Consider the following 23,550-nt stretch of genomic DNA (forward strand, 5'->3'; position numbering starts at 1 on the left):
AGTGTGAACGGAAGCAGGCACACCATATCGTATCGTGATAGTCGTTATCATTACCGCCTGAGCGTTGCCGCCCGGCATCGTCACCAAGCGAGAAAGAGACATATGCTGATCGACCGCACCGTGTTCCGGTTCGTTGCCGCGGCACGTGGCCGCCTGGCAGGCGTCGTCGCCTTGGGCCTGGCCGCTTCGGCCGCAGCGGTCGCCACGGCGTTCGCCCTCGCCGAAGTTGTCACCCGGGTCCTCGCCGCCGCCAGCTCCGGAAACGCCGGAGAACTCAGCGCCGCGTTTCCCCCATTGGCTATCGCCGCGGCGCTGACTCTCACCCGAGCCGCCTTACTGTGGTGGCGCGAACAGGCCTCCGTCCAGGCCGCCGTCGAGGTGAAACACCGGGTCCGCCGCCAGCTGGTCCGCCACCTGTTTCACCTCGGGCCCACCCATTCTCGTCGGGTGCGCGGCGGCAGCGTCCAGGCGACACTGGTGGACGGCGTCGAACACCTACAGGCCTATGTCGGCTTCTATCTGCCACAAGTGGTCGTCTCACTCGTCGTCCCCACCGCACTCGTCGGAATCCTCGCCAGTCGAGACATCGGCGTCGCCCTGCTCGTCGCGGCCGGCGTACTGAGTGTGCCCGTGGCCCAGCGCGTGTGGCGGCGGCTCCTCGGCCGCCGGGCGAACCATCACTGGGACGCCTACGAAACCTACGCGGCCCGGATCGCCGACACCATCGCCGGCATCGTCACACTGGTCTCGCTCGGCGCCACCCAGCGGGCCGGTCGGCGGCTGGCTGAACAGGCCGAACACCTGCGCGCCGCCACCACCGCAAACCTCCGAGCCTCCCTCGGGGTCTACGTCGTCACCAACACCGCCATGGGAGCGGGAACCGCGGGTGCCACCGTGCTGGCCGCGATCCATGCCGCCCAGGGGCACCTCCAACCGGCGGACGTGTTACTCGTCCTGTTCTTGGCCGCCGAGTGCTTCCGACCTTTGCAGGACCTGCAGACGTACTGGCATGAGGGCTTCTACGGTCTCTCGGCGGCGCGTGGCATCACCCAGCTCCTCGATACGCCGCCAGACGTCGCCGAACATCCCGACGCACGCCGCGCCACCTTGAACACTCCCCCGGCGATGAAGGTCCATCACGTCGGCTATCGCTACCCCGACGCCCCCCTCGACGCGCTGCACGACGTCAGCGTGGACATCCCGGCTGGAAGCACGGTCGCCGTCGTCGGGCCGTCCGGCGCGGGTAAATCGACACTGGTCCAGTTGCTGCTACGCGACATCGACCCGGCCTCCGGGTCCATCACCATCGACGGTCATGATCTGCGCGACGTGCCGCTGAACCAGCTACGGGGTGTCACCGCGAGAGTGGCCCAGGACGTCGTCTTACTGAACGGCAGCATCTGGGACAACGTCCGGCTGGCGGCACCGGCCGCCACCCGCGCCGAACTCCACGAGGCCATCCGCGCCTCCCGGGTGGACGAGATGGCCAGCGCACTCCCCGCCGGCCTCGACACACCGGTCGGCGAGCGAGGCAACGCCCTCTCCGGCGGCCAGCGACAACGAGTAGCACTCGCCCGTGCCCTCGCATCACGTGCACCGGTGCTCGTCCTCGACGAAGCGACCTCGGCTCTCGACGCCGAGAACGAAGCACTCGTCACTCAAGCGCTACATGGGCCCGGCGCAGACGCCCGCACCACCATCGTGGTCGCCCACCGACTCTCCACCGTCGCCAGCGCCGACGTCGTGGTTGTCCTCGACCGAGGCCGAGTCGTCGAGGCCGGCCCGCCCGCCGAACTCGCCCGCACCGGCGGGGCCTGGGCACGGATGCTGGACATCCAGCGAGAGTCCCTGCGCACCGCCGCACGGGCCACCCGCCCATTGCAGGATGCCACCCACCACGATGGAGCCGCCCGATGAACCCGCCGGCCCCTGGCACCCCCCTGGTCAGCCGCACCGGCTTGCGCTCGGCCCTCGGACGTTCCTGGCCAATCTTCGCCACCTGCGTCCTGCTCAACCTGGTCAGCGTCGCCGCCGGTGCCGCCGGAGCGGCGGTGGGCGCTTGGGCGGTATCCAGGGCGATTCTCGGCGCCAGCGCCGACGATCTCGTCACCCCGGTAGTGGTGGTAGCCGCCTGTGTGGCGGTCCGCGCCGGGGCCACCTGGCTAGAGGCATGGCTGAGCCATGACCTCAGCTTCCAGATGATGAGCCGGGTACGTGGCTGGATCTTCACCTCCCTAGCCCGCATCGCCCCGGCCGGGCTGGCTCGCCGCCGCACCGGTGACGTGGCAACCACCACGCTGGCCGATTCCGAGGCGTTGGAGATCTTCTACGCCCACTCGTCCATCTACGTGGCGTCCGCCGCGATCACCACACCGGTTCTCGCCGTCGGGCTCGGCATCGTCGACCCCGTCGTCGCGGTCGCCGTCGTGCCCGTCCTTGCGCTGGCCGGCATCGCACCGTTGATGCTGCGGCGCCGGGCATTGCGGCACGGCCAGGCCATCCGGGACACCCTCGCCGAACTCGCCGCCGACGTCAGCGAGAACGCGGGGGCCGTCCGCGAGATCGTCGGATACGGGATCACCGCCGATCGCGAAGAGCGGATCCGTGAACTCGACCAGCGGCTTGGCCGGCTCCAGGTGGCCAACGCGCGCCGAGCCGGACTGGAGACGAGTGTGGCGGGCGTCGTCGCCATCCTGTGTGTACTGGTCGCGGGCGCTGTTGGCGCGTGGCGGGTGGGCAACGGCACACTCGACGCCACGCTCCTGGCGCCGGCGATGACCCTCGCCGGATTCACCCCGGCCGCCTTGCTCCAGCTAATCGGGGTCACCCGACACACCGGAACCACCCATCAGGCCGCTCAGCGAATCGCCGCACTGCTCTATGCTCCGACCCCGGTTGACCGCAGTGGCACCGCGACCATCCCCGGAACCGGCACTATCGGGCTGACCGCGCACCAGGTGGGCTTCACCTGGCCAGGAACGGCGGATGGTCCGCCGACTCTGCAGGACGTGAACCTTCGCATAGCGCCCGGCGAGAACGTCGCCGTCGCCGGGCGGTCAGGAGCGGGCAAGTCCACCTTCGCCGCCCTGCTGGCCAGGTTCGCCGACCCGGATGACGGCGAGGTTCAGGCCGGCGGCACCGATCTTCGCGCTCTGCACCCGCAGGCGATGGCCGCGGCGGTGGGATTAGTCCCACAGGACGTCTTTCTGTTCCACGACACCATCCGGGCCAATCTCCTGCTGGCCGTCAGCGAACCCGAGGGCGTGGATGACGACGCCTTATGGCATGCCTTGGAGACCGCGCAGATCGCCGAGCTGGTCCGGACCCTGCCCGATGGACTGGACGCCGTTGTCGGTGAACGCGGCGCAGCGCTATCCGGCGGGGAACGCCAGCGCTTAGCACTCGCTCGTGCGATCCTCGCCGGTGCCCGCGCGTTGGTGCTCGACGAGACCGTCAGCCAGCTCGACGTCTCCAGCGAACGCGACGTCCGCGATGCGCTGGCGGCCGACCGCACTGGCCGGACCACCATCGTCATCGCCCATCGACTGTCCACCCTCCTCGGGGCGGAGCGGATCGTCGTCCTCGACCACGGCCGCGTCGTCGGCGACGGCACTCACCACGAGCTCCTGGAGACGTGCGCGACATACCGCGAACTGGTGGAACCGCAACTCGCCGCACTCCCATGATCATTGGCTTTTGACTACCGGATCCGGTAGTCAAAAGCCAATGATCATGGAAGTGGGGGTGGGCACCACACCCCGTGGCGCCTCACGGCTGAGTCAGCACCGAGCGCAACTCCGGCAGCGCGTCCAATTCCCGCTGCAGGATGCGCTCGGCCGCATGTACCGACCCTACGAGCGGATGGATAGCCAGGGCTTTCACCGCAGCCGCCCGCGACCCGGTGGTGGCGGCCTCGATGGTGGCCCGTTCCGCCGCCTTCACGCTGGACACCAAGGCGGACGCCGACGGCTCCAGCGCACCGGCGGCCAGCGGGTGTGCTCCGTTGCGGCCGACGACGCACGGCACCTCCACCACCGCGTCGGCGTCGAGGCCGGCCAACGCGGAGCGGTTGCGGACGTTCAGCACGAGGCGCACCTGCTCGTCGGCCGCGATAGCCCGCATCAATGCCAGCGCCACCCGGTCGTATCCGCCACCGTCGAGATCCGCGCTGTCCCTGCTGCCGGCCCCAGATGCCTCCCGGCTCTCGGCCATGTAGGTGGCCTCACGTTCTTGCCTCGTCCGGTCCCATCGGGCGGCCGCGTCGCCTTCGCCGACCTCCCGATAGAAACCTTCCTGCTGACGGAGCAGGAACTCGCCCCGCGTCGCCTCAGCCTCCTCGATCGAGGTGATGGCATCCTGGGTGAAGTAGTAGTAATAGAGGTACTCATTAGGAATGGCGCCCAGCGTGCGCAGCCACTCGACGCCGAACAGCTTGCCTTCCTCGAACGACGTGAGCGCGTCGGTGTCGGCCAGCAGATCCGGCAGCACGTCGCGCCCATCGACGAGGACTCGCCGCAGCCAGCCCAGGTGATTGAGCCCCGCGTAGTCGAACCACGCGTCATCCATGCCGACGTCTAGTGCCCGGGCTACCCTGCGGAAGAGGCCGACCGGCGAGTCGCAGATCCCGATCACTCGGTCTCCGAGGATCTGGCTCATCGCTTCGGTGACCATCCCGGCGGGATTGGTGAAGTTGATGACCCACGCCTGCGGTGCGTGCTCACGGACGGCCGCGGCGATGCGCCGCGCTACTGGGACGGTGCGCAGGCCGTAGCAGATGCCGCCCGCCCCGGTGGTCTCCTGACCGAGCATCCCTTCGGCCAACGCCGAACGCTCGTCGCACACCCGGCCCCGCAGGCCGCCCACCCGGATCGCGGAGAAGACGAAGTCGGTGCCGTCCAACGCGGCTCCCAGGTCATCCTCAACCACCACTTCAGGTCCGCGTCCTCCGGCGGTGTCGTCCAGCACCGCGCGCACCGCGCGCACCCGCTCGGGGTCGGTGTCGTGTAGCACCACGGCGTCGACGCCGGAACCTTCGTCGGTCAGCGCGGAATGCACGAGCGGGACGCGGAAGCCGCCACCGCCCAGGATGGTCAGCCTCATACGGCTATCACCTCTACTCCAGATTCATTCAAGGTCGCGAGGGTGCCTGGATCGGCGCCCTCGTTGGTGATCACGGTGTCGAGCGCCTCTGGTCCACAGACGGTGGCGTACCCGCTGCCGGGGAACTTCGACCGGTCGGCCACCAGGATCACCTGATCCGCGGAAGCGATCATTGCCCGGCGTACCGGCACCTCCACCGCGGTGGTGTCGACGATGGTGCCATCGGGACTGACGCCGCTCGTCCCCATGAAGAAGCGACCGGCCCTGAGTTGGCGCACGCTATCTTCGGTGAGGAACCCCACCAAGGAGCGGTAGTTGCGGCGTACGACCCCGCCGAGCAGGATCAGCTCGATCTCTGGATCCGGGACCAGTTCCTCATACACGGCCAGGTTGGCCGTCATCACCGTGATCGAGCGGCCTCGCAGGTGAGCGGCGAGTCGGTGCACCGTGGTCCCGATATCCAGCAGGAGGACGTCACCATCCTGGACGAGTTCCGCGGCCCGGGCGGCGACGGCGTCGCGCGCTTCCTGGCCCATGGTGGCGACCTCGGCGAATGGCTCTTCCAGCGCGGTGCGCGCCGCGGCGCCACCACGAACCCTGGTCAGCAGTTCGAGCCGTTCGAGGCGGGTCAGGTCGCGGCGGACCGTGGCCGGACTGACGCCTAGCCGGTCGGCGAGCACACCAACGGAGACGGGACCCTCGGAACGCAGGGTCTGCATGATCAACTCATATCGTCGCTGTGCGAGCACAATTGAACAATATCAATCAAATATGCCGCGATGTCCATCGCAGGGCTGCGCACAATGATCAAATAACCTTCACATATGGTGGGGTACGCCACTCGTTATGAGCAGATCTTGTCAACTTCAAGCACGACGGCTATGTTCTAACAACACGACAACAACACGACAGTGTCACAACGCACCCCGCACCCCGCACCACCATCGGCCCGGCCGACTACCGCACCGGTCGCCCGCTCGTCCCACGGCCCACCACACCCCGAGGTACCAGTGCCCAGCACCGCACAACCACCGCCGCCACCCGGCGGGCCGCGCCCGCCCGGTCGCCCGGCGCGACACTTTTACGACCCACTCGAACCCGTCCGGAACGACGGCGACCCCGAGGTGGACATCTTCCTGACGGGCACCGTCTTCTTCGACATCATCTTCATCGGCCTCGAAGCGCCGCCCCAACGTGGCACGGAGGTCTGGGCGTCGGGCATGGGCTCCGGTCCGGGTGGTGTCGCGAACATGGCGGTCGCCTGTGCCCGCCTCGGCCTACGCACCAGTTTGGCCACCGCCTTCGGTGAAGACCTCTACGGGGACTACTGCCGGCAGACACTGGGCATCCAAGAAGGTGTCGATCTCACGTACTCCCGATACATCACCGGATGGCACTCCCCGGTCACGGTATCTACGGTGTACCAGCGCGACCGCACGATGGTCACCCACGGACACATCGCCGAGGCCCAGTCGCGGCTGGTCGGGCACCCGCCCCGGGCCCGGGCCACCTTCATCGACCTCGGTGCCGACCGCCAGCCGTGGGTCGACACCATCGCGGACGACGGCGGACTGATCTTCGCCGACCTCGGCTGGGACCCGGAGGACCGCTGGGACATCGACCGGCTGCGCGACAAACTGCGTGGCTGTTACGCCTTCTCCCCCAACGCGGTCGAAGCGATGAGCTACACCCGTACCGACTCCCCGGCCGACGCGGTCAAGGCACTCTCGAAGCTGGTGCCGCTGGCCGTGGTGACGTGCGGCGCCGACGGGGTGATCGCCTACGAACGAGACACGGATACAACGGTGCACGCACCAGCCGTGCCGGTCGACGCGATGGATCCCACCGGAGCCGGCGACGTCTTCCTGGCCGGGCTCATGACCGGCACCGTGGCCGGTTGGCCGCTGGAGCATCGACTCCGGTTGGCCAATCTGGCGGCGGCGCTCTCGGTGCGCCATTTCGGTGGCGCCCTGGCGGCCCCCGGATGGGGCGATATCGCCACCTGGTGGAATGACACCGGATCGAAGGACCCGGCGCTGGCCGGAAGCTACGCATTCCTCGATGAGATCCTCCCCGATTACGACGTTCCCGAGGTCTCCCGGGCTATCGCAACTCTGGGATTCCGCGCCGGGCGCTAATCGAGGAGTACCAACACGAAAGGGCACAAGGAATGAGCAGAGCAACACGCAAGTGGGCACGGTTCGTGGCCACCGCGGGCGTCGTCGCGCTCATCGCGGCCTGCGCACCCGGCAGCGACGACGATGGTGACGACGGCGACGCGGGGGGCGACACCACCGCTGACGCCGACGGGGATGCGGACGCCGACGCGGACGGGGATACCGACCCAAGCGACCTCGGCGAACTCACGCTGGTCGTGTGGGACCAGGAAGTACGCGGTGGGCAGTCCGAGCAGATCGACGCGCTCAACGAGGCGTTCGAGGCGGAGTACCCGAACATCACCATCGAGCGGGTGTCCCGGAGCACCGATGACCTCCGCACCACGTTGCGGCTGGCCCTGAGCGACGATGACGCTCCTGACGTCGTACAGGCCAACAACGGCCGCACCGACATGGGTCAGTACGTCGCCTCCGGCCTGCTGGAGCCGCTCGACTCGTACGCGGGCACGTACGGCTGGTTCGACCGCTTCCCGGAGTCGGTCCGGTCGCTGGCGATGTATAGCGACGATGGCGAGGTCTATGGTGACGGCGCTCTGTACGGTCTGCCGCAGATGGGCGAGATCGTCGGGCTCTATTACAGCAAGCCGAAGCTCGACGAGTTGGGCATCGACCCGCCGGCCACACACGACGAGTTCGTCGCCGCGTTGGAGGCGGCCGACGATGCCGGTGAGCTGCCGATCCAGTTCGGCAACCTGAACCCGTTCGCCGGGATTCACGAGTACGGGTTCGTGCAGAACCAGTTCGTCGACGCCGAGACCATCCGCAACCTCGGATTCGGCCGGCCGGGTTCGTCCTGGCTGGAGCCGGAGAGCGTCGAGGCCACCGAGACGATCATGGACTGGGTGGACGCCGGATACTTCACCGACGGCTTCGCCGGACTCGACTACGACGACTCGTGGCAGCAGTTCACCCAGGGCGAGGGCGTCTTCCTCGTCGCTGGCACGTGGCTGCTGGCCGACCTCGACGGCGCGATGGGCGACGACGTCGGCTTCATCCTCCCGCCGGCCGGGGCGAGCGGTCAGAACCTGGTCACCGGAGGCATCAGCATTCCGTTCGCCATCCCGTCCAATAGCGACAACAAGGACGCTGCCGCGGCGTACATCGACTTCATCACGAACTCCGAGGCGATGGCGACGGTGGCCGACGCTGGCAACCTTCCCGTGGTGGACGCCGAGCAGCAGGAGGCCAGCGGCCTGCAGGCTGACGTGTTCGAGGCATGGGCCCAGGCGGGCGCTGAAGACCTCTTGGTGCCGTACCTGGACTACGCGACGCCGACGTTCTACGACACCATCACCGCGGCCATCCAAGACCTGCTGGGTGGTCAGCGCGCGCCCCAGGACTTCCTGGAGCACCTCGAAGCGGAGTACGTGGAGCAGGTCGGCAGCTAAGAGCGGAAGCTCTACATCCGCAGTGATCGTTAGCGGATTTCCGCCCTCCTCGCCGGTGATCGTTGCCGGATTCGCGTCGCTATAGCGACCGGATTCCGGCAACGATCACGGGGGCTGGGGGCGGAAATCCGCTAACGATCACCGGCGGTGGTGGGTATCGACGAACACGACAAGGAGGGGCGATGGGGTCGATGGCGGGCACACACGCCGCCGACCGAGCGGCCGACACGCCGGCAACCCGGCGCCGGCGGCGCTCATCGGGACCGCCGGGCGAGCCGCGACGGCTTGCCTACCTGTACATCCTCCCGGCGGTGGCGGTCTTCGCCACCTTCATCGGTTTCCCCCTGGTGCGCAGTGCCACCTTCTCCTTCTACGAATGGGACGGCCTCGGCAGCAGCACGTGGGTGGGTCTGGCGAATTACACCGCGGTCTTCTCCGACCCGACCCTGCGGGGCGCGTTCTTCCACGCCTTGGTGCTGATCGTCTTCTATGCCGTCATCCCGGTGTCGCTCGGCCTCCTACTGGCCGCGACCATGATGCGGGCCCGGCGGATGCGCGGCCTCGGCTTGTTCCGGGTGCTGATCTTTCTGCCCCAGGTGGTGCCAATGGTGGTCGTCGCCATCGCGTGGCGGCAGATCTACGGACCAGAGGGACCGCTCAACTCGTTGCTGCGCGGGGTCGGCCTCGACGGACTCGCCCGTCCGTGGCTTGGCGACTACACCTGGGCGCTGCCATCGGTGGGGCTGGTCGGCACCTGGGTGGGCACCGGCCTGTGCTTCGTGCTGTTCCTCGCCGGTATGGCCAAGATCCAGCGTGAACTGTACGAGGCGGCCCGCCTCGACGGTGCCGGCCCGCTGCGTGAGTTCTTCACCATCACGCTCCCGTCGGTGCGAGGCGAGTTGGCCGTCGCGCTCACCCTCACGGTGATAGCCGCGCTCAAGACATTCGACCTGGTATACGTAATGACCAGCGGCGGCCCCGGCAACCGCACGGCGGTCCCGTCCTACGAGGTCTACCGCCATGCGTTCCTGATCGGCGAGGTCGGGACGGCCGCCGCGCTCGCCCTCGTGCTCACCGCCATCGTGTTCGTCGCCACCGTGATCATCAACCGGATCGGCGACGACGGGCAGGGACCGGCTGGCCCACCGGCCACCCGGGGCATCCGGGCGCTACTGCGCCGCCGTCACGACGATCCACCCACCACCGTCACCTCGGCACCGTCCGGTGCGCTGAGCACACCTGCGGCTAGCGACGAGGGAGGGCGGCGCCGATGATCTCCCGTACCGAACGGATCGCGAACTACGCGATCCTCATCCTCTTCGCCACCATCGCCCTCTACCCCGTTCTCATGATCATCTCCACGGCGCTGTCGCCGGACCAGATCGGCGACTCCGGGGGGCTGCATTTCGGCAACTTCGCCGAGGCATGGACCCAAGGCCGGTTCGGTTCCTACATGAGAACCAGCGCCATCGTGGCGGTGCTGGTGGTGGGCCTATCCGCGCTGTTCTCGATCATGGCCGGCTACGCGTTCGGCACGATGCGTTTCCGCGGCTCCGAGGTGTTGTTCTACGTGGTCCTGCTCGGGATCATGGTGCCCGCGGAGGCCCTCGTCGTCGCGCTCTACTTCGACCTGCGCTCCGTGGGTTTGACCAATACGTTGGTGGCGATCGTGGCGCCCCAGGTGGCGCAGTCGGTGGCGTTCGGTACGTTCTGGATGCGCGCCTACTTCCGGTCCAGTTCCCGCGAGGTGGTGGAGGCCGCGAGGCTCGACGGCGCGGGCCATTGGCGCACTCTGTGGCGGGTTCTGGTGCCGATGGGCCGGCCGGCGATCACGACGATGCTCGTACTGATCTTCATGTGGACATGGAACGAGTTCCTCATCCCGCTGGTCATGGCCACCAGTGAAGGCTTGCGTACGGCACCGCTCGGGCTGGCGTTCTTCCAAGGCCAGTACACCGCGGGCACGGCGTTGCTGGCCGCCGGTGCCACGCTCGTCGCGTTGCCCGTCGTGCTCGTCTACCTGTTCCTGCAACGGCATTTCATCCGCGGCATGGTCGAAGGCGCGGTCAAGTGACGGCCCCGGCGCCGCCTTCACGCGGCCCACCGGGCTCAAGAATCCGTTGATCACGGCCATCGCGTGGATCGGGGTTGAAGCACCGGTCGACGTATCCGCGATCAACAACGAGTGCAGGTCTGCTTCACTTCCCCTGAGAGGACAGATCCCGTGCGACATCTCCCTCGTAATCTCACCCGATTAGGCGCGGTACCACTCGCCGCTCTACTCGTCTCCTCGGTTTCGGTCGCCGCGGCCGGTTCGGCTTCGGTCACGTCACCATCTGCCGCCGCCGCTGCCGCCTCGCCGCGGCCCTCGGAGCCGGCCGATCTCGACGTCCTGTTCGTCGGTGCCCATCCCGACGACGAAGCTGGCGCACTCGGCGCGTTCGGCCAATGGAACGAGTACGACGACCTGCGTGCCGGCGTCGTCACCGTGACCCGCGGCGAGGGCGGCGGCAATGCCGCCGGCCTGGAGGAAGGGCCTGATCTCGGCCTGATCCGCGAAGCCGAGGAACGCCGCGCCGTCGCCTATGCCGGCATCGAGCATGTCTACAATCTCGACAAGATCGACCTCTTCTACACCCTGAGCGCCCCGCTCCATCGCGACGCCTGGGACGGTGAAGACCCCGACGAAACACTAAGCCGCGTGGTCAGGGTGGTTCGAGCGACCCAGCCAGAGGTCATCGTCACCATGAATCCGTCCCCGACACCGGGCAACCACGGCGGACACCAGGAGGCTGCACGATTAGCCGTCGAGGCGTACTACGCTGCCGCCGACCCCAACGCCTTCCCCGAGCAGATCCGGGACGAAGGGCTGCAGCCCTGGGCGGCGGGCAGGGTCCTCCGGCACGGCGCCACCGGGTCCGCACCTGGTACCGGCGAGACGTGTGAGACCTCCGCCTACCAGCCGGCCGACCCCTCTGACCGGGTGTTCGGCACCTGGCAGGGCCGTCCGTCCGAGGCCGCCGGCGAGACCTGGGCCATGCTGCAACGGCGTGCCCAGTGGGAGTACGTTTCGCAGGGCTGGGACCGTTGGCCCGCGCCGTCCGACGATCCCGACCGGCTGCCGTGTACCTGGTTCACCGTCATCGACAGCCGTACTCCGTACCCGGCACCGGACAGTGGTGGAACTGCCGCCGTGGAGGGCGCCGCGCTGCCGATCGAGGGTGGACTACCGCTCGGCACCGAGCTGACCATCGACACCGATCAGTTCACCGTACTGCCTGGTGTTCCGTTCGAGGCGACGGTACGGCTGAAGGCCGCCAACCGGCCGCTGAACCGTCCGGAGCTCACCATCAGCGCACCGGATGGTTGGAGCGTCGACATCCAGGGCGACCTGCCCCGCGTCGTCGCGCCTCGTAAGGAAACCACCGTGGACGTCGTCGTGACTCCGTCCGAGGACGCCGCGGTCGGCGAGCGCTCCCTGCTCGGCGCCACGGTCACCACCCGCGACGGCGCGTCCGGCACGAACGAAACCGGCGTCGAAACCGTCCACGAAGTGCATGCCCGGCTGGCCCCGCGGCAGGAAATCGCCGACTTCAACGAGTGGACCCACGAGCAGAACCTGCCCAACCTGGAGACGCTGATCCGGCAGACCGCGTCTATCGGCACCGGGCGGACCCAGGAGATCGACGTCGAGGTGACCAACGACGGTGACGAGGCCGTCAGCGGCGCCGTGACACTCGACCTGGCCGACGGCTTCAGCGCTGAGCCGCGGCAGCACCCGTTCGATGATCTCGCCGGCGGAGAGACGACGACGGTGACCTTCGCCGTCACCAACACCGACACGTCGCTGCCGACGTCGAGTAATGCCCCTGGTGGTGGTTACCCGTTCCAGATCCACACGACGTTCGATTCCACCACCGACGTGCAGGACGCGTTGCTGGAACTGGTGCCGACCACCACGGTGCCGAAACTCGACGAGGCACCCGTGCTCGACGGTGTCGCCAACGACGGCGAGTACCCCGGCGAAGAATTGGACGTTTCGACGCACTGGGAAGGCGAACAAGTCGGCCCGGAGGACATCTCCGCGACCGCCAAGGTCAGCTTCACCGATGAGGCACTGTACGTGTTCGTCGACGTCACCGACGACGTTCTCGGCACCGTGTTGACACCGGAAGACTGCAAGCGACACTGGCGCACCGACTCGGTCGAGATCACCATCGACCCGCGCGGCAACTCGGAGAACAGCTCGACGACGTTCAAGACCGGCATCTTCCCGATCACCGACGACCCGGAGAACGGCAACCCGCCGTGTTTCCAGCGTGATGCTGACAACCGCCAGGGTCCGGGAGAGGAGACCGCCCCGGGTATGGAGGTGGCCTCGGTGGTGCGCGGCCCGCAGTTCGTCACCGAACACGAAAGCGAGGCGTGCGGAACGTGCGGCTGCGCAGCGTGCGCTGGAGCGATCACTCAGGTTGCCGCGGATGGCGGCGACTACACCGGCTACACCGTGGAAGCGAAGATCCCGTTCGACGTCTTGCCGGACACGGTGGACCCGGAGCGGATGGGCCTCAACGTCCTGGTGTATGACTCCGACACCCAGGACCGCACCGGCCAGACCCGGATCGGCTGGTCGACCTTCGGCGGGGTGCAGGCGAACCCGTTTGCCTGGGGTCTGGTGACTCTACCGGGGCTGGAAGAGTCCGAGCCGGATCCAGTTGAGCCGATCCTGCCGTCTGACGTGGCGTTGAGCATCAACTCGCCGCAGAGCATCGAGCAGTCCGCTGCGGACGGGGTGCCGCTCGGCGGCGGACCCGGCCTGGACGGCAAGACTCTGCGGATTGGTTCCGCTCAGCTCGCTGGCGACGACGTGTCGGTCGAACTGCGCACCCGCGAGGCCGGCCAGGCGAACGTGTTCGTCTGGGACGGCGAGACGGTCGTCGGTTCGGTGAGCGGAGCCGATGTGGCCCGCGGCAAGTCGACGGTCGAGGTGCCGCTCAGTGACGCGGGCGACGCCGACCTCGCGGTGCTGGTGGCGTTCATCACCGACGACGGCACACTCGCCGCCGCTCACGAAGTCCGCTGACCCACCCCTCCCATGATCATTGGCTTTTGGCCACCGTTTTTGGTGGTCAAAAGCCAATGATCAGGTGGGTGGCCGATTAGCATTGAAACGTGGATGTGCGGACTGCGGCGGAGCAGACTCCCACCGACCGCAACCGCCATGTCGACCTATTGCGGGCATCCGCCATCACGGTTGTTGTCATCGGCCACTGGTTAGCCGCGGTGGTGATCGTCGACAACGGCGTGGACGGTCAGAACGCGTTGTCATATCTGTCCTGGTCACACCCCGTCACCTGGATCCTGCAGGTGATGCCACTGTTCTTCCTCGTGGGCGGCTTCTCCAACGGTATGTCGCTGACCTCCCACTACCAACGTGGCGGCGACAACGCCGGCTGGCTGCTCAGCCGTAGCGCCCGGCTGCTCCGCCCCGCCACGACGTTCCTCGTGTTGCTGGCGGCATTCGGCACGACGGCGCGGCTGCTCGGCGCGGATCCATCGGACGTCGCGCTCGCCGTGTGGGCGGCCTCGATTCCGTTGTGGTTCCTCGCCGCCTACTCCGCGCTGGTCTTTCTCGCGCCGTTTCTCTATGCGGCACACCGCCGTTTCGGCCTGGGTTTCCCGGCGGCGGTGGCTGTTGTTGTCCTCGTCCTCGACGTCGCGCGCCTCCAGTTCGACGTGCCGCTGGTCGGCGGCGCCAACTACCTACTGGTATGGCTGGTGTTCCACCAGATCGGGTTCGCCTGGCAGGACGGCACCATCACCGTGCGCCCGGCCGCCCTGGCAGCGTCGGCCGTCGCCGGTCTGGCGCTGCTGATCGCGCTGACGTCCATCGGCCCATATCCGGTCAGCATGGTCGGTGTTCCTGGTGAAGACCTCCAGAACACCGCACCGCCCACGTTCGCGCTCGTCGTGCTTGGCCTGACCCAGGCCGCCGTCGCGCTACTTCTGGAGCGGCCGGCGAACCGTTTCTTGCAGCGACGCGGACCGTGGACCGCGGTCGTGGCGGTGAACGCGGTAGTGCTGACCATGTTCCTCTGGCACATGGGCGCCGCCGTGGTGTCCGCCGTCGCCCTCTACCCCACGGGCATCATGCCGGAACCGGCCGTGGGTTCTGGTGAGTGGCTGCTGCTGCGGTTGCCGTGGGTGGTGTTCTGCGCCGCCGTACTAACCGTGTTCATCGTTCTCTTCGCCCGGATCGAGGCGAAGACGACGGGCACGAGTAAGGGCCGGGCCGTCGGCCGCGGCGAGGTGGTGTCGGGCCTGCGTCTGCCCGGGTGGGCGTGGCAGGCGATGACCGGCCTCGGGATCGCCGGCGTGCTGGGTGGCTTGCTGATCGTCGCCAACTCCGGCCGCAGCGACGAGCACGTCACCGGCCTCGCACCGCTGGCGCTCGTCGCCTACCTCACCGGCGCAGGACTGCTGCGATTGGCACGGTACCGCCACACCACCACGTCCCACCCCGGTGATCGTTAGCGGAATCCGGTCGCGCAGCGGTCGCGTTCTTCGACCAACGACCACAAGATCGCGACCGGATTCCGCTGATGATCACCGGCCGAGGTGAGCGGCGAGAGGGCACTGGAACGGGTCCAGCTCCCCCAGGCCGACCCGATTGAGATGTCGCACGACGATCCCCCACGACTCCACCAGACCCGCCTCGGTGTAGGGAATACCTTGTTCCGCACAGAACTGCCGGACCAAGGGCTGGGCGTGCCGCAGGTTCGGGCGCGGCATACTCGGGTACAGGTGGTGCTCGATTTGGTAGTTCAGCCCACCCATGGCGACGTCGATCGGCCAGCCACCTCGTACGTTCCTGCTGGTCAGTACCTGACGGCGGAAGAAGTCGACGCTGAGGTCGCGGGGCACCAACGGCATCCCCTTGTGGTTGGGCGCGAACGTCGCCCCCATGGTGACGCCGAACACCGCCAACTGGACCAGCAGGAACGCCGCGGCTACACCGGGCGAGAGCACCGCGAACAACATCCACGGGACGAGCACAAGCCGGATCAGGAGTAGCGGGATCTCCACCCGGCGGTGTTTGACCGGCGCCCGCCCCAACACCGTCCGGACCGCGCTGACGTGCAGGTTGATCCCGGCCAGCAGCAGAAGCGGGAAGAACAGGGTGCCTTGCCGGGCGACGAACCAACCGGCGAAGCCCCGCCGCCACCGCTGTCGCCGGGCACCGTCCGGGGTGAAGATGAGGACGTCATCTGCCACGTCGGGATCGACGCCGGCCTTGTTCGGGTTGGCGTGGTGCCGACTGTGCTTCGACATCCACCATCCGTAGCTGAGTCCTGTGATCAAGTTTCCCATCAGCAGGGCCGACCACTCGTTACGCTTACCTGAGGTGAAGATCTGCCGGTGCGCGGCGTCGTGTGACAGGTACGCCACCTGCGTCAGCAGAACACCCAAGATCGCGGCGATGAGCAGCTGCCACCACGAATCGCCGACGACAACAACGGCGACGGCGCAGCCGGCGAGCATCACGGCGAGCACCGCCGCTCGCACGGCGTAGAAGAGCGGCCGCCGCCGCAACAGGCCGGCCTCCCTGATCTGCTCGGTGAGACGCGCGTAATCGCTGGTGTACCGGTGACGACGGACGTCTGGGCGATCGGCACTGTCGACAGCAATGGAATTCATACATTCGTACAATACGGACGTATAACAGCCTAGTCATCGGCGCTGGCACCAGTGTCTGGGGTGCAGCTAACCCCCGCATCGCGAGTGGCACCCCGAGATGACAGGGCGCCGCCAGCCGCGCAGCGGCGGCGCTTGCGCCGTCACCATCGGGCTGTTAACTTGCGTTTATGATAGACGGTTACAGGCAGCCGGACACGCCCCTGACCGAACTGATAGCCCGCGGCCCCCATCCGGACCTCTCGCCTGGACTCGCCCTCTTCGGACAGTTCGTCGGCACCTGGACGATGCGCGTCCGCTTCTTCGACACCGCAGGCACCACCACCTTCGACCATCCCGGCCGGTGGTCGTTCGGTTGGGTGCTCGACGGCCGCTCCGTACAGGACGTCCTGACCTATCCACACGGAGGCCGCGACGAGTACGGGGCCCGCGGTATCGGAACATCACTGCGGCACTACTACCCCACCACCAACACGTGGCGCGTCGTATGGCTCGGAACACACAGCGGAACGCTGATCGTACTCACCGCACGCGCCGTCGGCGACGAGATCCACCTCGAAGGGCCCGACGTCGACGGAAGCGCCCTACTCTGGACCTTCACCGACATCACGTCGAGCCGCTTCCACTGGCACGGTTGGATTGCCGACTCGGACGGCACCTGGCGCCTGGAGCAGGAGATGCTGGCCAGCCGCTGATTTCACGGCATGCCGACGCCGCCACCAACTTTCGCCTCTACCGAACCTTCTCGGGGAATAAACAGCGCTTCTCATTCTTAGGGTCGCCTAGTAAACTTTGGCTCACTCCACGGCGCGGCTAACGGCTGGTCCGGACCTGCCGCGCCGGTGCACGAGCCCGTCCCGGGCCTGCCCGCGCCCTGGCCTCGGGGCCGGGTTTCAGCACAGGAAGGGGCTCGAATGGCCAAACAAGACGACGCCCACAGCGACCCTGTCGCCGACCTTCACGTCCCACCACACGTGTTCACCGCCGCCCTACTCGGCGCCCTCATCCGCCAGGCAGGCGGCCAAGTGACCGTGTCCGAACGCGCATACAAGAAGGAGGCCGCGCGAGTGATGGAAGGTCTGCGCACCGGACTGACCGTTGAGCGCAGCGCCAAGAAGGGCCATTTCTCCGTCCGGCTCATCCCCGATCACCCGCCCGAATGGAACGGAGCCTGACCCGACGCGGCGCCGCTCACACCCCTGAGCCAGGCTCGTGCTCGTCGGCGTAGACGACGTTCACGTCCAGCTCGGACAGGGCCTGCTCGAAGTCGTCAGCCAGCCGACGGTCGGTCACCAGCGTGGACACCCGCTCGAGCGACGCGGTCACGAACTGCGCCACGGTACCGATCTTCGTGTGGTCGGCGACTACCACAACGGCACCGAGCGTACCGGCGATCATCAGCTGGGCGATCTCGCTTTCGCTCTCGTTGGGTGTGGTCAACCCGTGCCGCAGGCTGATGCCGTCTACGCCGATGAAACACCGGTCGGCGTACATCGAACGGATCGAGTGCGCCGCCAACGGACCGACATAAGAGTTCGAGCGCGGCCGGTAGCGGCCACCGGAGAGCACCAACTCATTACCCTCCCGCCACGCCTCCAGCGCCGAAGCGTTGTTGGTGACTACGCGCACCCCTTCTTTGGCCGCCAGGTGGCGCAGGACGTGGAGGTTGGTTGATCCGCTGTTGACGAAGATGCTCTCCCCCGGCTGCACCAACGCCGCGGCCGCGGCACCGATGGACCGCTTGGCGGCTACCTCCCGCTCACCTTTGTCGTCATAACGAGGCTCCGAACTCATCCGCCGGGTGAGAATCGAACCGCCGTGAGTGCGCTCCAACACCCCCTTGGCTTCCATCCGGGCCATGTCTCGCCGGATGGTCGTCTCGGACGCGCCGAACTCCTTGCTCAGGTCGGACACCCGCACCGCGCCGGTCTCCATCAGCCGGTCGTAGATACGTTGCCGGCGCTCCTCTGGGATCACGCTGCTGTCCCCCGCCTCAGAGCCAGTTCTGGAACGTCACCGGCACCGGGTAGGTGCGGGATGATCGTGTCCGTCCGTCGCACCGGATCCTACCGATCCGCCACCTGATCGTGCCGCTGCCGTGCCGGAGCCCGCCCGGTGGTGACCAACGACGCGAACTGGTACAGGTCGTCGCACACCATGGTGGGTGTGACGTCCGCAGCCCGCACAGCCGCCGCCGTGGTGGCTCCGCTCAACACCAGCGCGGACGACACGTCGGAGTCCAACGCCATCCGGACGTCGGTCTCGAGCCGGTCACCGACAACCCAACACTCGTCGAGGAGGCCACCAAACCGGGCCAGCGCCAGCTCGATCATCCGGGGCGACGGCTTGCCGACCACCTCCTCCACCGGCCGGCCAGTGGCTGTCTCGATCGCGGCGATCAGGGCACCACAATCGGGGACCTCGCCGTCGACCAACGGACATGTGGGATCAGGGTTGGTCGCGAACACCGGGATGCCGGACCACCGAGCCGCGCAGATCGCGTCCAGTTTGGCGTAGGTGAAATCGCGGTCCCAGCCGAGCGCCACGACGTGGGCATCGCGGTGGTCATCTACCAGGCGTAGTCCGGCCGCCGCGATCTGCTCTCGCATGGCCACCGAACCGGCCGGATACACCGCCGCGTCGGCGCCGAAAGCCTCGAGGAGCCTCGTCGACAACGCTTCACCAGCGGTCAGCAACTGATCCGGTTCCAGCTCGACACCTAGCCTGCGCAGCTTGCGGACGTAAGCCGCGCCAGGCTCCAGGGAGTTGTTCGTGACGAACACACACCGGTGTCCGTGCTCGGCCAACATCCGCAGGCCCTGGACAGCTCCCGGGATGGCCCGCTCCCCACGGTAGACGGTGCCGTCGAGGTCGACAACGATGTACATTCAGCAGTCCCTTCGCGCCAGTCCATCTCGATCAGCACCCACGTCAGCGGCGTCCCATTCCACCGGTCAACCGGTAGGCGACCTGCTGCAAAACAACAACGATCACCACGAGCAAGACCGAGAGCGCCGACGCGGTGAAGATCTCACCCCGATGCAAGGCCTCGAAGATCCGATAACTCATCGGCTGCCAGCCGGCCGGCGCCATCAGCACGGTCAGACTGGTCTCCTTGATGACGGTGACGAACACCAGGATCGAACCGGCCAGCAACCCCGGCGCGAGCAACGGGAACACCACGGTGGATACCGCGGTGAAACGAGAAGCGCCGAGACTCCCGGCGGCTTCTTCCACCTCTGTGCCGATCGCCTGCATACTCCCCGCCGTCGAGCGCAACATGTACGGCAACCGCCGGATCGCATAACCAACGACCAGCAAGAACGCACCACCGGTGAGCACGAACGGACCGGCGTTGAACGACTGGATCAGCGCGATCCCCAGGGCGATACCGGGAACGATCAGCGGGATCGTGGTCAAGAAGTCCAAACCCGTCGACTTGTGCCGGTGGACGAAGTAAGTGATGAACGTACCCAGCACAAGACACAGCAACAACGCCCCGAAGCCCAGGATCAGGCTGTTGATGACGTTGTCGAAGCCGCGGCCGAAGACCCGCTCGTAGTGGGCGAGGGTCCATTGCTGCGGCGCCAGACTGGAGCTCCACCGACGGGAGAAGGACATGACGACGACGGACAGCAGCACCAGGGTCGGCAACAGCACCACGACGGTTGTGTACACGGCCAGTCCCCGGCAGAGGCCGGTGGACCGGTTCAGCTCGATGGTGGTGCCCCGGCCGGTGAGTGTTCCGTACCCCTTGCCGCGCAGCACCAGCCGCTGGAGACCGAAGAACGCCGCTACCACGGCCGTCATCACGATCACCAGGACCGACGCGCCGGCCCAGTTGAAGAAGCCGGCGATCTCGCGATAGGCCTGCACCACGATCAGGTTCAGGTCCGGTGGCGCCAGCACGATCGCGGCGCCGAAGTCGGAGAACGCGATGGCGAAGATCAGTAGGGCCGACGAGATCACGCCGGGCAGCGCCAACGGCAGAGTGGCGGTGAAGAACGGGGTCAACCGTCGAGCGCCCAGGTTCATCGCGGCGTTCTCGACGGACACGTCGGCCACGCGGAACGCGGCCACCATCGGCCACAGCACGAACGGAAATAGGAAGAAGACCATGGCCAGCACGATCCCGGTCATGGAGTTGACGTTGAAGATCACGCCGTCGCCGCCGAGCCGCCGGTACAGCTCGGACGCCCAGCCGGAGCGGCCGAACATGATGATCAAGCCACCGGCGCCGACCATGGTCGGGATGACGATCGGAACGGTGCACAACACGGAGAGTGTCCGTTTGAACGGCATCGCGGTCCGCGCGATCCCGTAGGCGATAGGCATCGCCATCAGGGTGGTGATCAGCGCCACCCAGGTGGCCAGGGTGAGGCTGTTGCCGAGCGCCGACACATAGGCCGGTCGGGTCACCGTGTCGGCGAAGGTGCCCAGCGAGGCGTCGGCCAGCCGCTCCAGGTTGGTGGCCCGAAGAGTCCCGTCGACGACCGAGCCGAGCAGGTTGGCCGGCTGGCCGGTCAGGCTGACCACCACCAGCGAGAGCAGCGGGACCAGCAAGAAGATGGTGAAGAAAGCCCAGATCAATACCCGGAGCAGGCCGAGTGTGTCCAGCCGTTCACGCATCCTGGCCCTTCGGCCGCGTTTCCCTCCGGCGGGTGCCGCGTTGCCCTGCCCCGCGATAGCACGCTCCTGCGTCACCGGCGCCGTCACGGCTCGTCCTCGGCGGTGAGCAGCCGGACCCGGGCCGGCGGCACGTCGAGCACCACACCGTCGCCGACGTCCATCAAGGTGGTGGGACCACCGAACTGGTGCTCGGCACGGATCAGTCCGACCGGGGTCTCGACCTCGTACTGCACCACCGCGCCGAGGAAACCCACGTGCCGGACCCGTCCGGGCAACCCGTTGACCGGTCGGTTCCCAGCACTTGGCACCGCGCCACCAGCGTCGCCGTGGGCGGTGGCCGGCACGACCGCGATCGCCTCCGGCCGGATCAACACGGTGCACGCACCACCCACCGCCGGTCGGTGGTCATCGCCGTCGACGGTCGAACGCAACTCGTGCCCGCCGATCGACACCACGACGGCTCCGGGTTCGGTGCCGGTCACCTCGCCGTCCAGCAGGTTCGACGTGCCGACGAAGTCCGCCGCCCAAGGGTTGGCGGGCCGCTCGTAGAGCTCGGCGGGTGTCGTCACCTGGACGATGCGGCCGGCCCGCATCAACGCGATCCGGTCGGCCATACTCATGGCCTCGTCCTGGTCATGGGTCACGAAGATCGTGGTGATCCCGACCTCCTGTTGGATGTCACGGATCGTGTAACGCATCTGGGTCCGCAGCTTGCGGTCGAGATTCGACAGCGGCTCGTCCATCAGGAGCACGGAGGGCCGCTTGATGAGCGCCCGAGCCAGCGCCACCCGCTGCTGCTGACCACCAGAGAGCTGACTGATCTTGCGCTTCTCGTATCCGGCGAGGTCGACCTGTTCCAGCGCCCGGCCCACCTCGTCGCGCAGATCGGCCTGCCGGTGCGCGAGACGGCCGCTGGCGAGGCTGGCCAGCGCGCGGGCGCGGCCGGCGACACCGGAGCCGTGCAAATGGTCCATCAGCAGCCCGTACGCCACGTTGCGGAACACGTCGTAATGCGGAAATAGTGCGTAGTTCTGGAAGACCATGCCGGTGTCGCGCTGGGCCGGTGGGAGGCCGGCCACCGACCGGCCGGCGATCTCGATATGTCCCGACGTCGGCTGCTCGAAGCCAGCGATGCACCGCATCGTCGTCGTCTTGCCGCATCCCGACGGCCCCAGCAAGGCGAAGAACTCGCCCTGCCGGATGCTCAGATCGACGTCGTCGACGGCGACGGTGCTGTCGAAGCGTTTGGTCAGGTGACGCAGGACGAGGAAGCCGTCTGTGTCGTCCTGCTCCGCGTACTCCACCCGCTCGGTCGTCAGCATCGGCTCAGCTGCCATAACGATCCGCCCACTGCTGCCGAGTGGCGTCGTAGTTGTCGGACACCCAGTCGATGTCGAGATCCATGGCGTGGTCGATGACGTCAGCCACGCTCAGGGGGATCCGCATGTCGACTTCGTCGTTGGCGACCAAGTAGTGCCAGTCGGCGCGGATCTGCTGACCCTCCGGGCTGAGGAACCATTCGATGAACCGCTGCCCACCCTCCGGATTGGGCCCGTCCGCGATCAACGTAATCGGGTTGACCAGGACCGGAGTGTCAGCGGGCACGTGGAACTCCACCGGTGCACCCTGCTGCTCCTGGAGCTGGTACGGCATGAACTCGAAGGCGACCCCCAGCGATGCCTCACCTTGCGCCACCGCTTGGGTCGGGCCGGCGCCGGAGTCCGGGATGGCGCTCGCGTTCTCGACGACCCGGTCGAAGTACTCCCACGCCGCGTCTTCGCCCTGCAGCATGACTTGGCTGAGGACGAACAACGTCGCGGTGCCCGACGCGGCCGGGTTCGGTAGCTGGATCTCGTCCCGCCATCGCTCATCGGCCAGCTCCGCCCACGTCTCCGGCAGTTCGTCCTCACTGACCAGCTCCGTGTTGTAGGCCAAGCCGAGAACGAAGATGTCGGCGCCGATCCAGTACCACTCGTCGTCGCGCATCTGGATCGGCCCGTCGAACAGGTCCAGATCGGCGACGACGTCGGGGGTGTACGCCTCGAGCAGGCCGTTCTCCTTGGCGAACTCGAACGGCATGAAGCCACCCCCGCCATACCAGACGTCGCCGCGCGGGTTGTCCTGTTCGGCCAGCATCTGGTTGACGATCTCGTTGGTACCACCGGAGGTCACGGTGACCTTGCCACCGACCTGGTCTTCGAAGGCCGCGGCGATCTCCTCGGTCATGTCGGCCGTCTCGGGCGAGTAGAAGTTGATGGTGCCGATGCCGCCGTCGTCGCCGGACCCACCACATGCGGTGAGGGTCAAGGCGGCCGACGCGACCAGTGCGGTGGTGCCCCACAGGTGTGGACGTGTCATGGTGTGGTCCTTTCGGTATCGGCTCGCCGGCCGCGGGGACATGAGGGCATGGCTCGGCGAGACGTGGTAGTGCGGGGTCTGGCCCCCGGACGATCGTCGGGGTACGTTTCGCTGTTCAGCGTCGGTGTCGAGACGGCGGTGTCCCTGCGCTCCGGTCCCGAGCCGTGGTGGTGGTAGCCGGGTTACGCCTCGGCGGCACCCGG

Annotated in this window: 19 protein-coding genes; 11 read left to right on the forward strand and 8 right to left on the reverse strand. The window is 67.4% G+C overall.

Annotated elements, in window-relative coordinates; all coding sequences use genetic code 11:
* The first annotated feature begins 102 nt into the window (after positions 1 to 102).
* Together G8760_RS05745 and G8760_RS05750 are read left to right on the forward strand one after the other, a co-directional pair.
* Positions 103 to 1,917 (forward strand): ABC transporter ATP-binding protein/permease, encoded by a 1,815-nt coding sequence (locus tag G8760_RS05745; protein WP_166348263.1) that lies wholly within the window; start codon positions 103 to 105, stop codon positions 1,915 to 1,917.
* On the forward strand, positions 1,914 to 3,686 hold the full coding sequence (locus G8760_RS05750) for an ABC transporter ATP-binding protein (RefSeq protein WP_166348266.1): 1,773 nt from the start codon (positions 1,914 to 1,916) through the stop codon (positions 3,684 to 3,686). Before G8760_RS05745 ends, G8760_RS05750 begins: the two co-directional genes overlap by 4 nt.
* 82 nt (positions 3,687 to 3,768) lie before the next feature.
* On the opposite strand, the gene G8760_RS05755 is transcribed toward G8760_RS05750, so the two are convergent.
* Entirely contained in the window at positions 3,769 to 5,100 is a 1,332-nt protein-coding gene (locus tag G8760_RS05755) for a 6-phospho-beta-glucosidase (RefSeq protein ID WP_166348269.1), read from the reverse strand.
* Positions 5,097 to 5,849, reverse strand: a complete 753-nt coding sequence (locus G8760_RS05760; protein WP_166348272.1) for a DeoR/GlpR family DNA-binding transcription regulator — start codon at positions 5,847 to 5,849, stop codon at positions 5,097 to 5,099. Before G8760_RS05760 ends, G8760_RS05755 begins: the two co-directional genes overlap by 4 nt.
* Before the next feature lie 261 nt (positions 5,850 to 6,110).
* On the opposite strand from G8760_RS05760, the gene G8760_RS05765 reads away from it, so the two are divergent.
* The 6 genes from G8760_RS05765 to G8760_RS05790 all read left to right on the forward strand — a co-directional run bounded on the left by G8760_RS05765 (position 6,111) and on the right by G8760_RS05790 (position 15,199).
* Entirely contained in the window at positions 6,111 to 7,238 is a 1,128-nt protein-coding gene (locus G8760_RS05765) for a PfkB family carbohydrate kinase (RefSeq protein WP_166348275.1), read from the forward strand.
* Between the two features lie 32 nt (positions 7,239 to 7,270).
* Positions 7,271 to 8,665 (forward strand): extracellular solute-binding protein, encoded by a 1,395-nt coding sequence (locus tag G8760_RS05770; protein ID WP_166348278.1) that lies wholly within the window; start codon positions 7,271 to 7,273, stop codon positions 8,663 to 8,665.
* A 191-nt stretch (positions 8,666 to 8,856) separates the two neighbouring features.
* On the forward strand, positions 8,857 to 9,939 hold the full coding sequence (locus tag G8760_RS05775) for a carbohydrate ABC transporter permease (protein ID WP_166348280.1): 1,083 nt from the start codon (positions 8,857 to 8,859) through the stop codon (positions 9,937 to 9,939).
* Positions 9,936 to 10,739, forward strand: a complete 804-nt coding sequence (locus G8760_RS05780; RefSeq protein ID WP_166348283.1) for a carbohydrate ABC transporter permease — start codon at positions 9,936 to 9,938, stop codon at positions 10,737 to 10,739. The genes G8760_RS05775 and G8760_RS05780 overlap by 4 nt, the downstream gene beginning before the upstream one ends.
* A 150-nt stretch (positions 10,740 to 10,889) precedes the next feature.
* Entirely contained in the window at positions 10,890 to 13,748 is a 2,859-nt protein-coding gene (locus G8760_RS05785) for a sugar-binding protein (protein ID WP_166348286.1), read from the forward strand.
* A gap of 89 nt (positions 13,749 to 13,837) precedes the next feature.
* Entirely contained in the window at positions 13,838 to 15,199 is a 1,362-nt protein-coding gene (locus tag G8760_RS05790) for an acyltransferase family protein (RefSeq protein ID WP_166348289.1), read from the forward strand.
* Positions 15,200 to 15,271: 72 nt separating this feature from the next.
* Here the strand turns inward: G8760_RS05790 and G8760_RS05795 are convergent, their stop codons facing one another.
* Positions 15,272 to 16,363: a fatty acid desaturase family protein gene (locus tag G8760_RS05795; protein ID WP_166348292.1), complete on the reverse strand. Its 1,092-nt coding sequence runs from the start codon at positions 16,361 to 16,363 to the stop codon at positions 15,272 to 15,274.
* A gap of 167 nt (positions 16,364 to 16,530) precedes the next feature.
* Between G8760_RS05795 and G8760_RS05800 the strand changes: the two genes are divergently transcribed.
* Positions 16,531 to 17,055, forward strand: coding sequence for a hypothetical protein (locus tag G8760_RS05800; RefSeq protein WP_166348297.1), 525 nt, complete (start codon positions 16,531 to 16,533; stop codon positions 17,053 to 17,055).
* A gap of 219 nt (positions 17,056 to 17,274) precedes the next feature.
* Entirely contained in the window at positions 17,275 to 17,535 is a 261-nt protein-coding gene (locus tag G8760_RS05805) for a hypothetical protein (protein ID WP_166348301.1), read from the forward strand.
* Positions 17,536 to 17,551: 16 nt separating this feature from the next.
* Here the strand turns inward: G8760_RS05805 and G8760_RS05810 are convergent, their stop codons facing one another.
* From G8760_RS05810 to G8760_RS05830, 5 genes are all read right to left on the reverse strand, one after another.
* Positions 17,552 to 18,337 (reverse strand): DeoR/GlpR family DNA-binding transcription regulator, encoded by a 786-nt coding sequence (locus tag G8760_RS05810; RefSeq protein WP_166348305.1) that lies wholly within the window; start codon positions 18,335 to 18,337, stop codon positions 17,552 to 17,554.
* Positions 18,338 to 18,426: 89 nt separating this feature from the next.
* Entirely contained in the window at positions 18,427 to 19,248 is an 822-nt protein-coding gene (locus tag G8760_RS05815; RefSeq protein WP_166348310.1) for an HAD-IIA family hydrolase, read from the reverse strand.
* A gap of 43 nt (positions 19,249 to 19,291) precedes the next feature.
* Complete coding sequence (locus G8760_RS05820; protein WP_207782064.1) at positions 19,292 to 21,076, reverse strand: ABC transporter permease; 1,785 nt, start codon at positions 21,074 to 21,076, stop codon at positions 19,292 to 19,294.
* Positions 21,073 to 22,326, reverse strand: coding sequence for an ABC transporter ATP-binding protein (locus tag G8760_RS05825; protein WP_207782065.1), 1,254 nt, complete (start codon positions 22,324 to 22,326; stop codon positions 21,073 to 21,075). Before G8760_RS05825 ends, G8760_RS05820 begins: the two co-directional genes overlap by 4 nt.
* Entirely contained in the window at positions 22,316 to 23,347 is a 1,032-nt protein-coding gene (locus G8760_RS05830; protein ID WP_166348315.1) for an extracellular solute-binding protein, read from the reverse strand. The genes G8760_RS05825 and G8760_RS05830 overlap by 11 nt, the downstream gene beginning before the upstream one ends.
* 48 nt (positions 23,348 to 23,395) lie before the next feature.
* Here G8760_RS05830 and G8760_RS30515 point away from each other — a divergent pair, with 48 nt between their 5' ends.
* The gene (locus tag G8760_RS30515; RefSeq protein WP_281355133.1) at positions 23,396 to 23,524 is read left to right on the forward strand and encodes a hypothetical protein; all 129 of its coding nucleotides are present in this window, start codon (positions 23,396 to 23,398) and stop codon (positions 23,522 to 23,524) included.
* Positions 23,525 to 23,550: the final 26 nt, after the last annotated feature.

This window comes from Phytoactinopolyspora limicola (genome assembly GCF_011320225.1).
GTDB classification, from domain to species: Bacteria; Actinomycetota; Actinomycetes; order Jiangellales; family Jiangellaceae; genus Phytoactinopolyspora; species Phytoactinopolyspora limicola.

What these genes read in the sequence shown, in the direction of transcription:
- G8760_RS05750 (WP_166348266.1), top strand. Translation starts at nt 1,914, where the DNA reads ATGAACCCGCCGGCCCCTGGCACCCCCCTGGTCAGCCGCACCGGCTTG.
- G8760_RS05755 (WP_166348269.1), bottom strand. Translation starts at nt 5,100, where the DNA reads ATGAGGCTGACCATCCTGGGCGGTGGCGGCTTCCGCGTCCCGCTCGTG.
- G8760_RS05800 (WP_166348297.1), top strand. Translation starts at nt 16,531, where the DNA reads ATGATAGACGGTTACAGGCAGCCGGACACGCCCCTGACCGAACTGATA.
- G8760_RS05825 (WP_207782065.1), bottom strand. Translation starts at nt 22,326, where the DNA reads ATGGCAGCTGAGCCGATGCTGACGACCGAGCGGGTGGAGTACGCGGAG.
- G8760_RS05815 (WP_166348310.1), bottom strand. Translation starts at nt 19,248, where the DNA reads ATGTACATCGTTGTCGACCTCGACGGCACCGTCTACCGTGGGGAGCGG.
- G8760_RS30515 (WP_281355133.1), top strand. Translation starts at nt 23,396, where the DNA reads ATGGCTCGGCGAGACGTGGTAGTGCGGGGTCTGGCCCCCGGACGATCG.
- G8760_RS05805 (WP_166348301.1), top strand. Translation starts at nt 17,275, where the DNA reads ATGGCCAAACAAGACGACGCCCACAGCGACCCTGTCGCCGACCTTCAC.
- G8760_RS05770 (WP_166348278.1), top strand. Translation starts at nt 7,271, where the DNA reads ATGAGCAGAGCAACACGCAAGTGGGCACGGTTCGTGGCCACCGCGGGC.
- G8760_RS05795 (WP_166348292.1), bottom strand. Translation starts at nt 16,363, where the DNA reads ATGAATTCCATTGCTGTCGACAGTGCCGATCGCCCAGACGTCCGTCGT.
- G8760_RS05745 (WP_166348263.1), top strand. Translation starts at nt 103, where the DNA reads ATGCTGATCGACCGCACCGTGTTCCGGTTCGTTGCCGCGGCACGTGGC.
- G8760_RS05830 (WP_166348315.1), bottom strand. Translation starts at nt 23,347, where the DNA reads ATGACACGTCCACACCTGTGGGGCACCACCGCACTGGTCGCGTCGGCC.
- G8760_RS05780 (WP_166348283.1), top strand. Translation starts at nt 9,936, where the DNA reads ATGATCTCCCGTACCGAACGGATCGCGAACTACGCGATCCTCATCCTC.
- G8760_RS05775 (WP_166348280.1), top strand. Translation starts at nt 8,857, where the DNA reads ATGGCGGGCACACACGCCGCCGACCGAGCGGCCGACACGCCGGCAACC.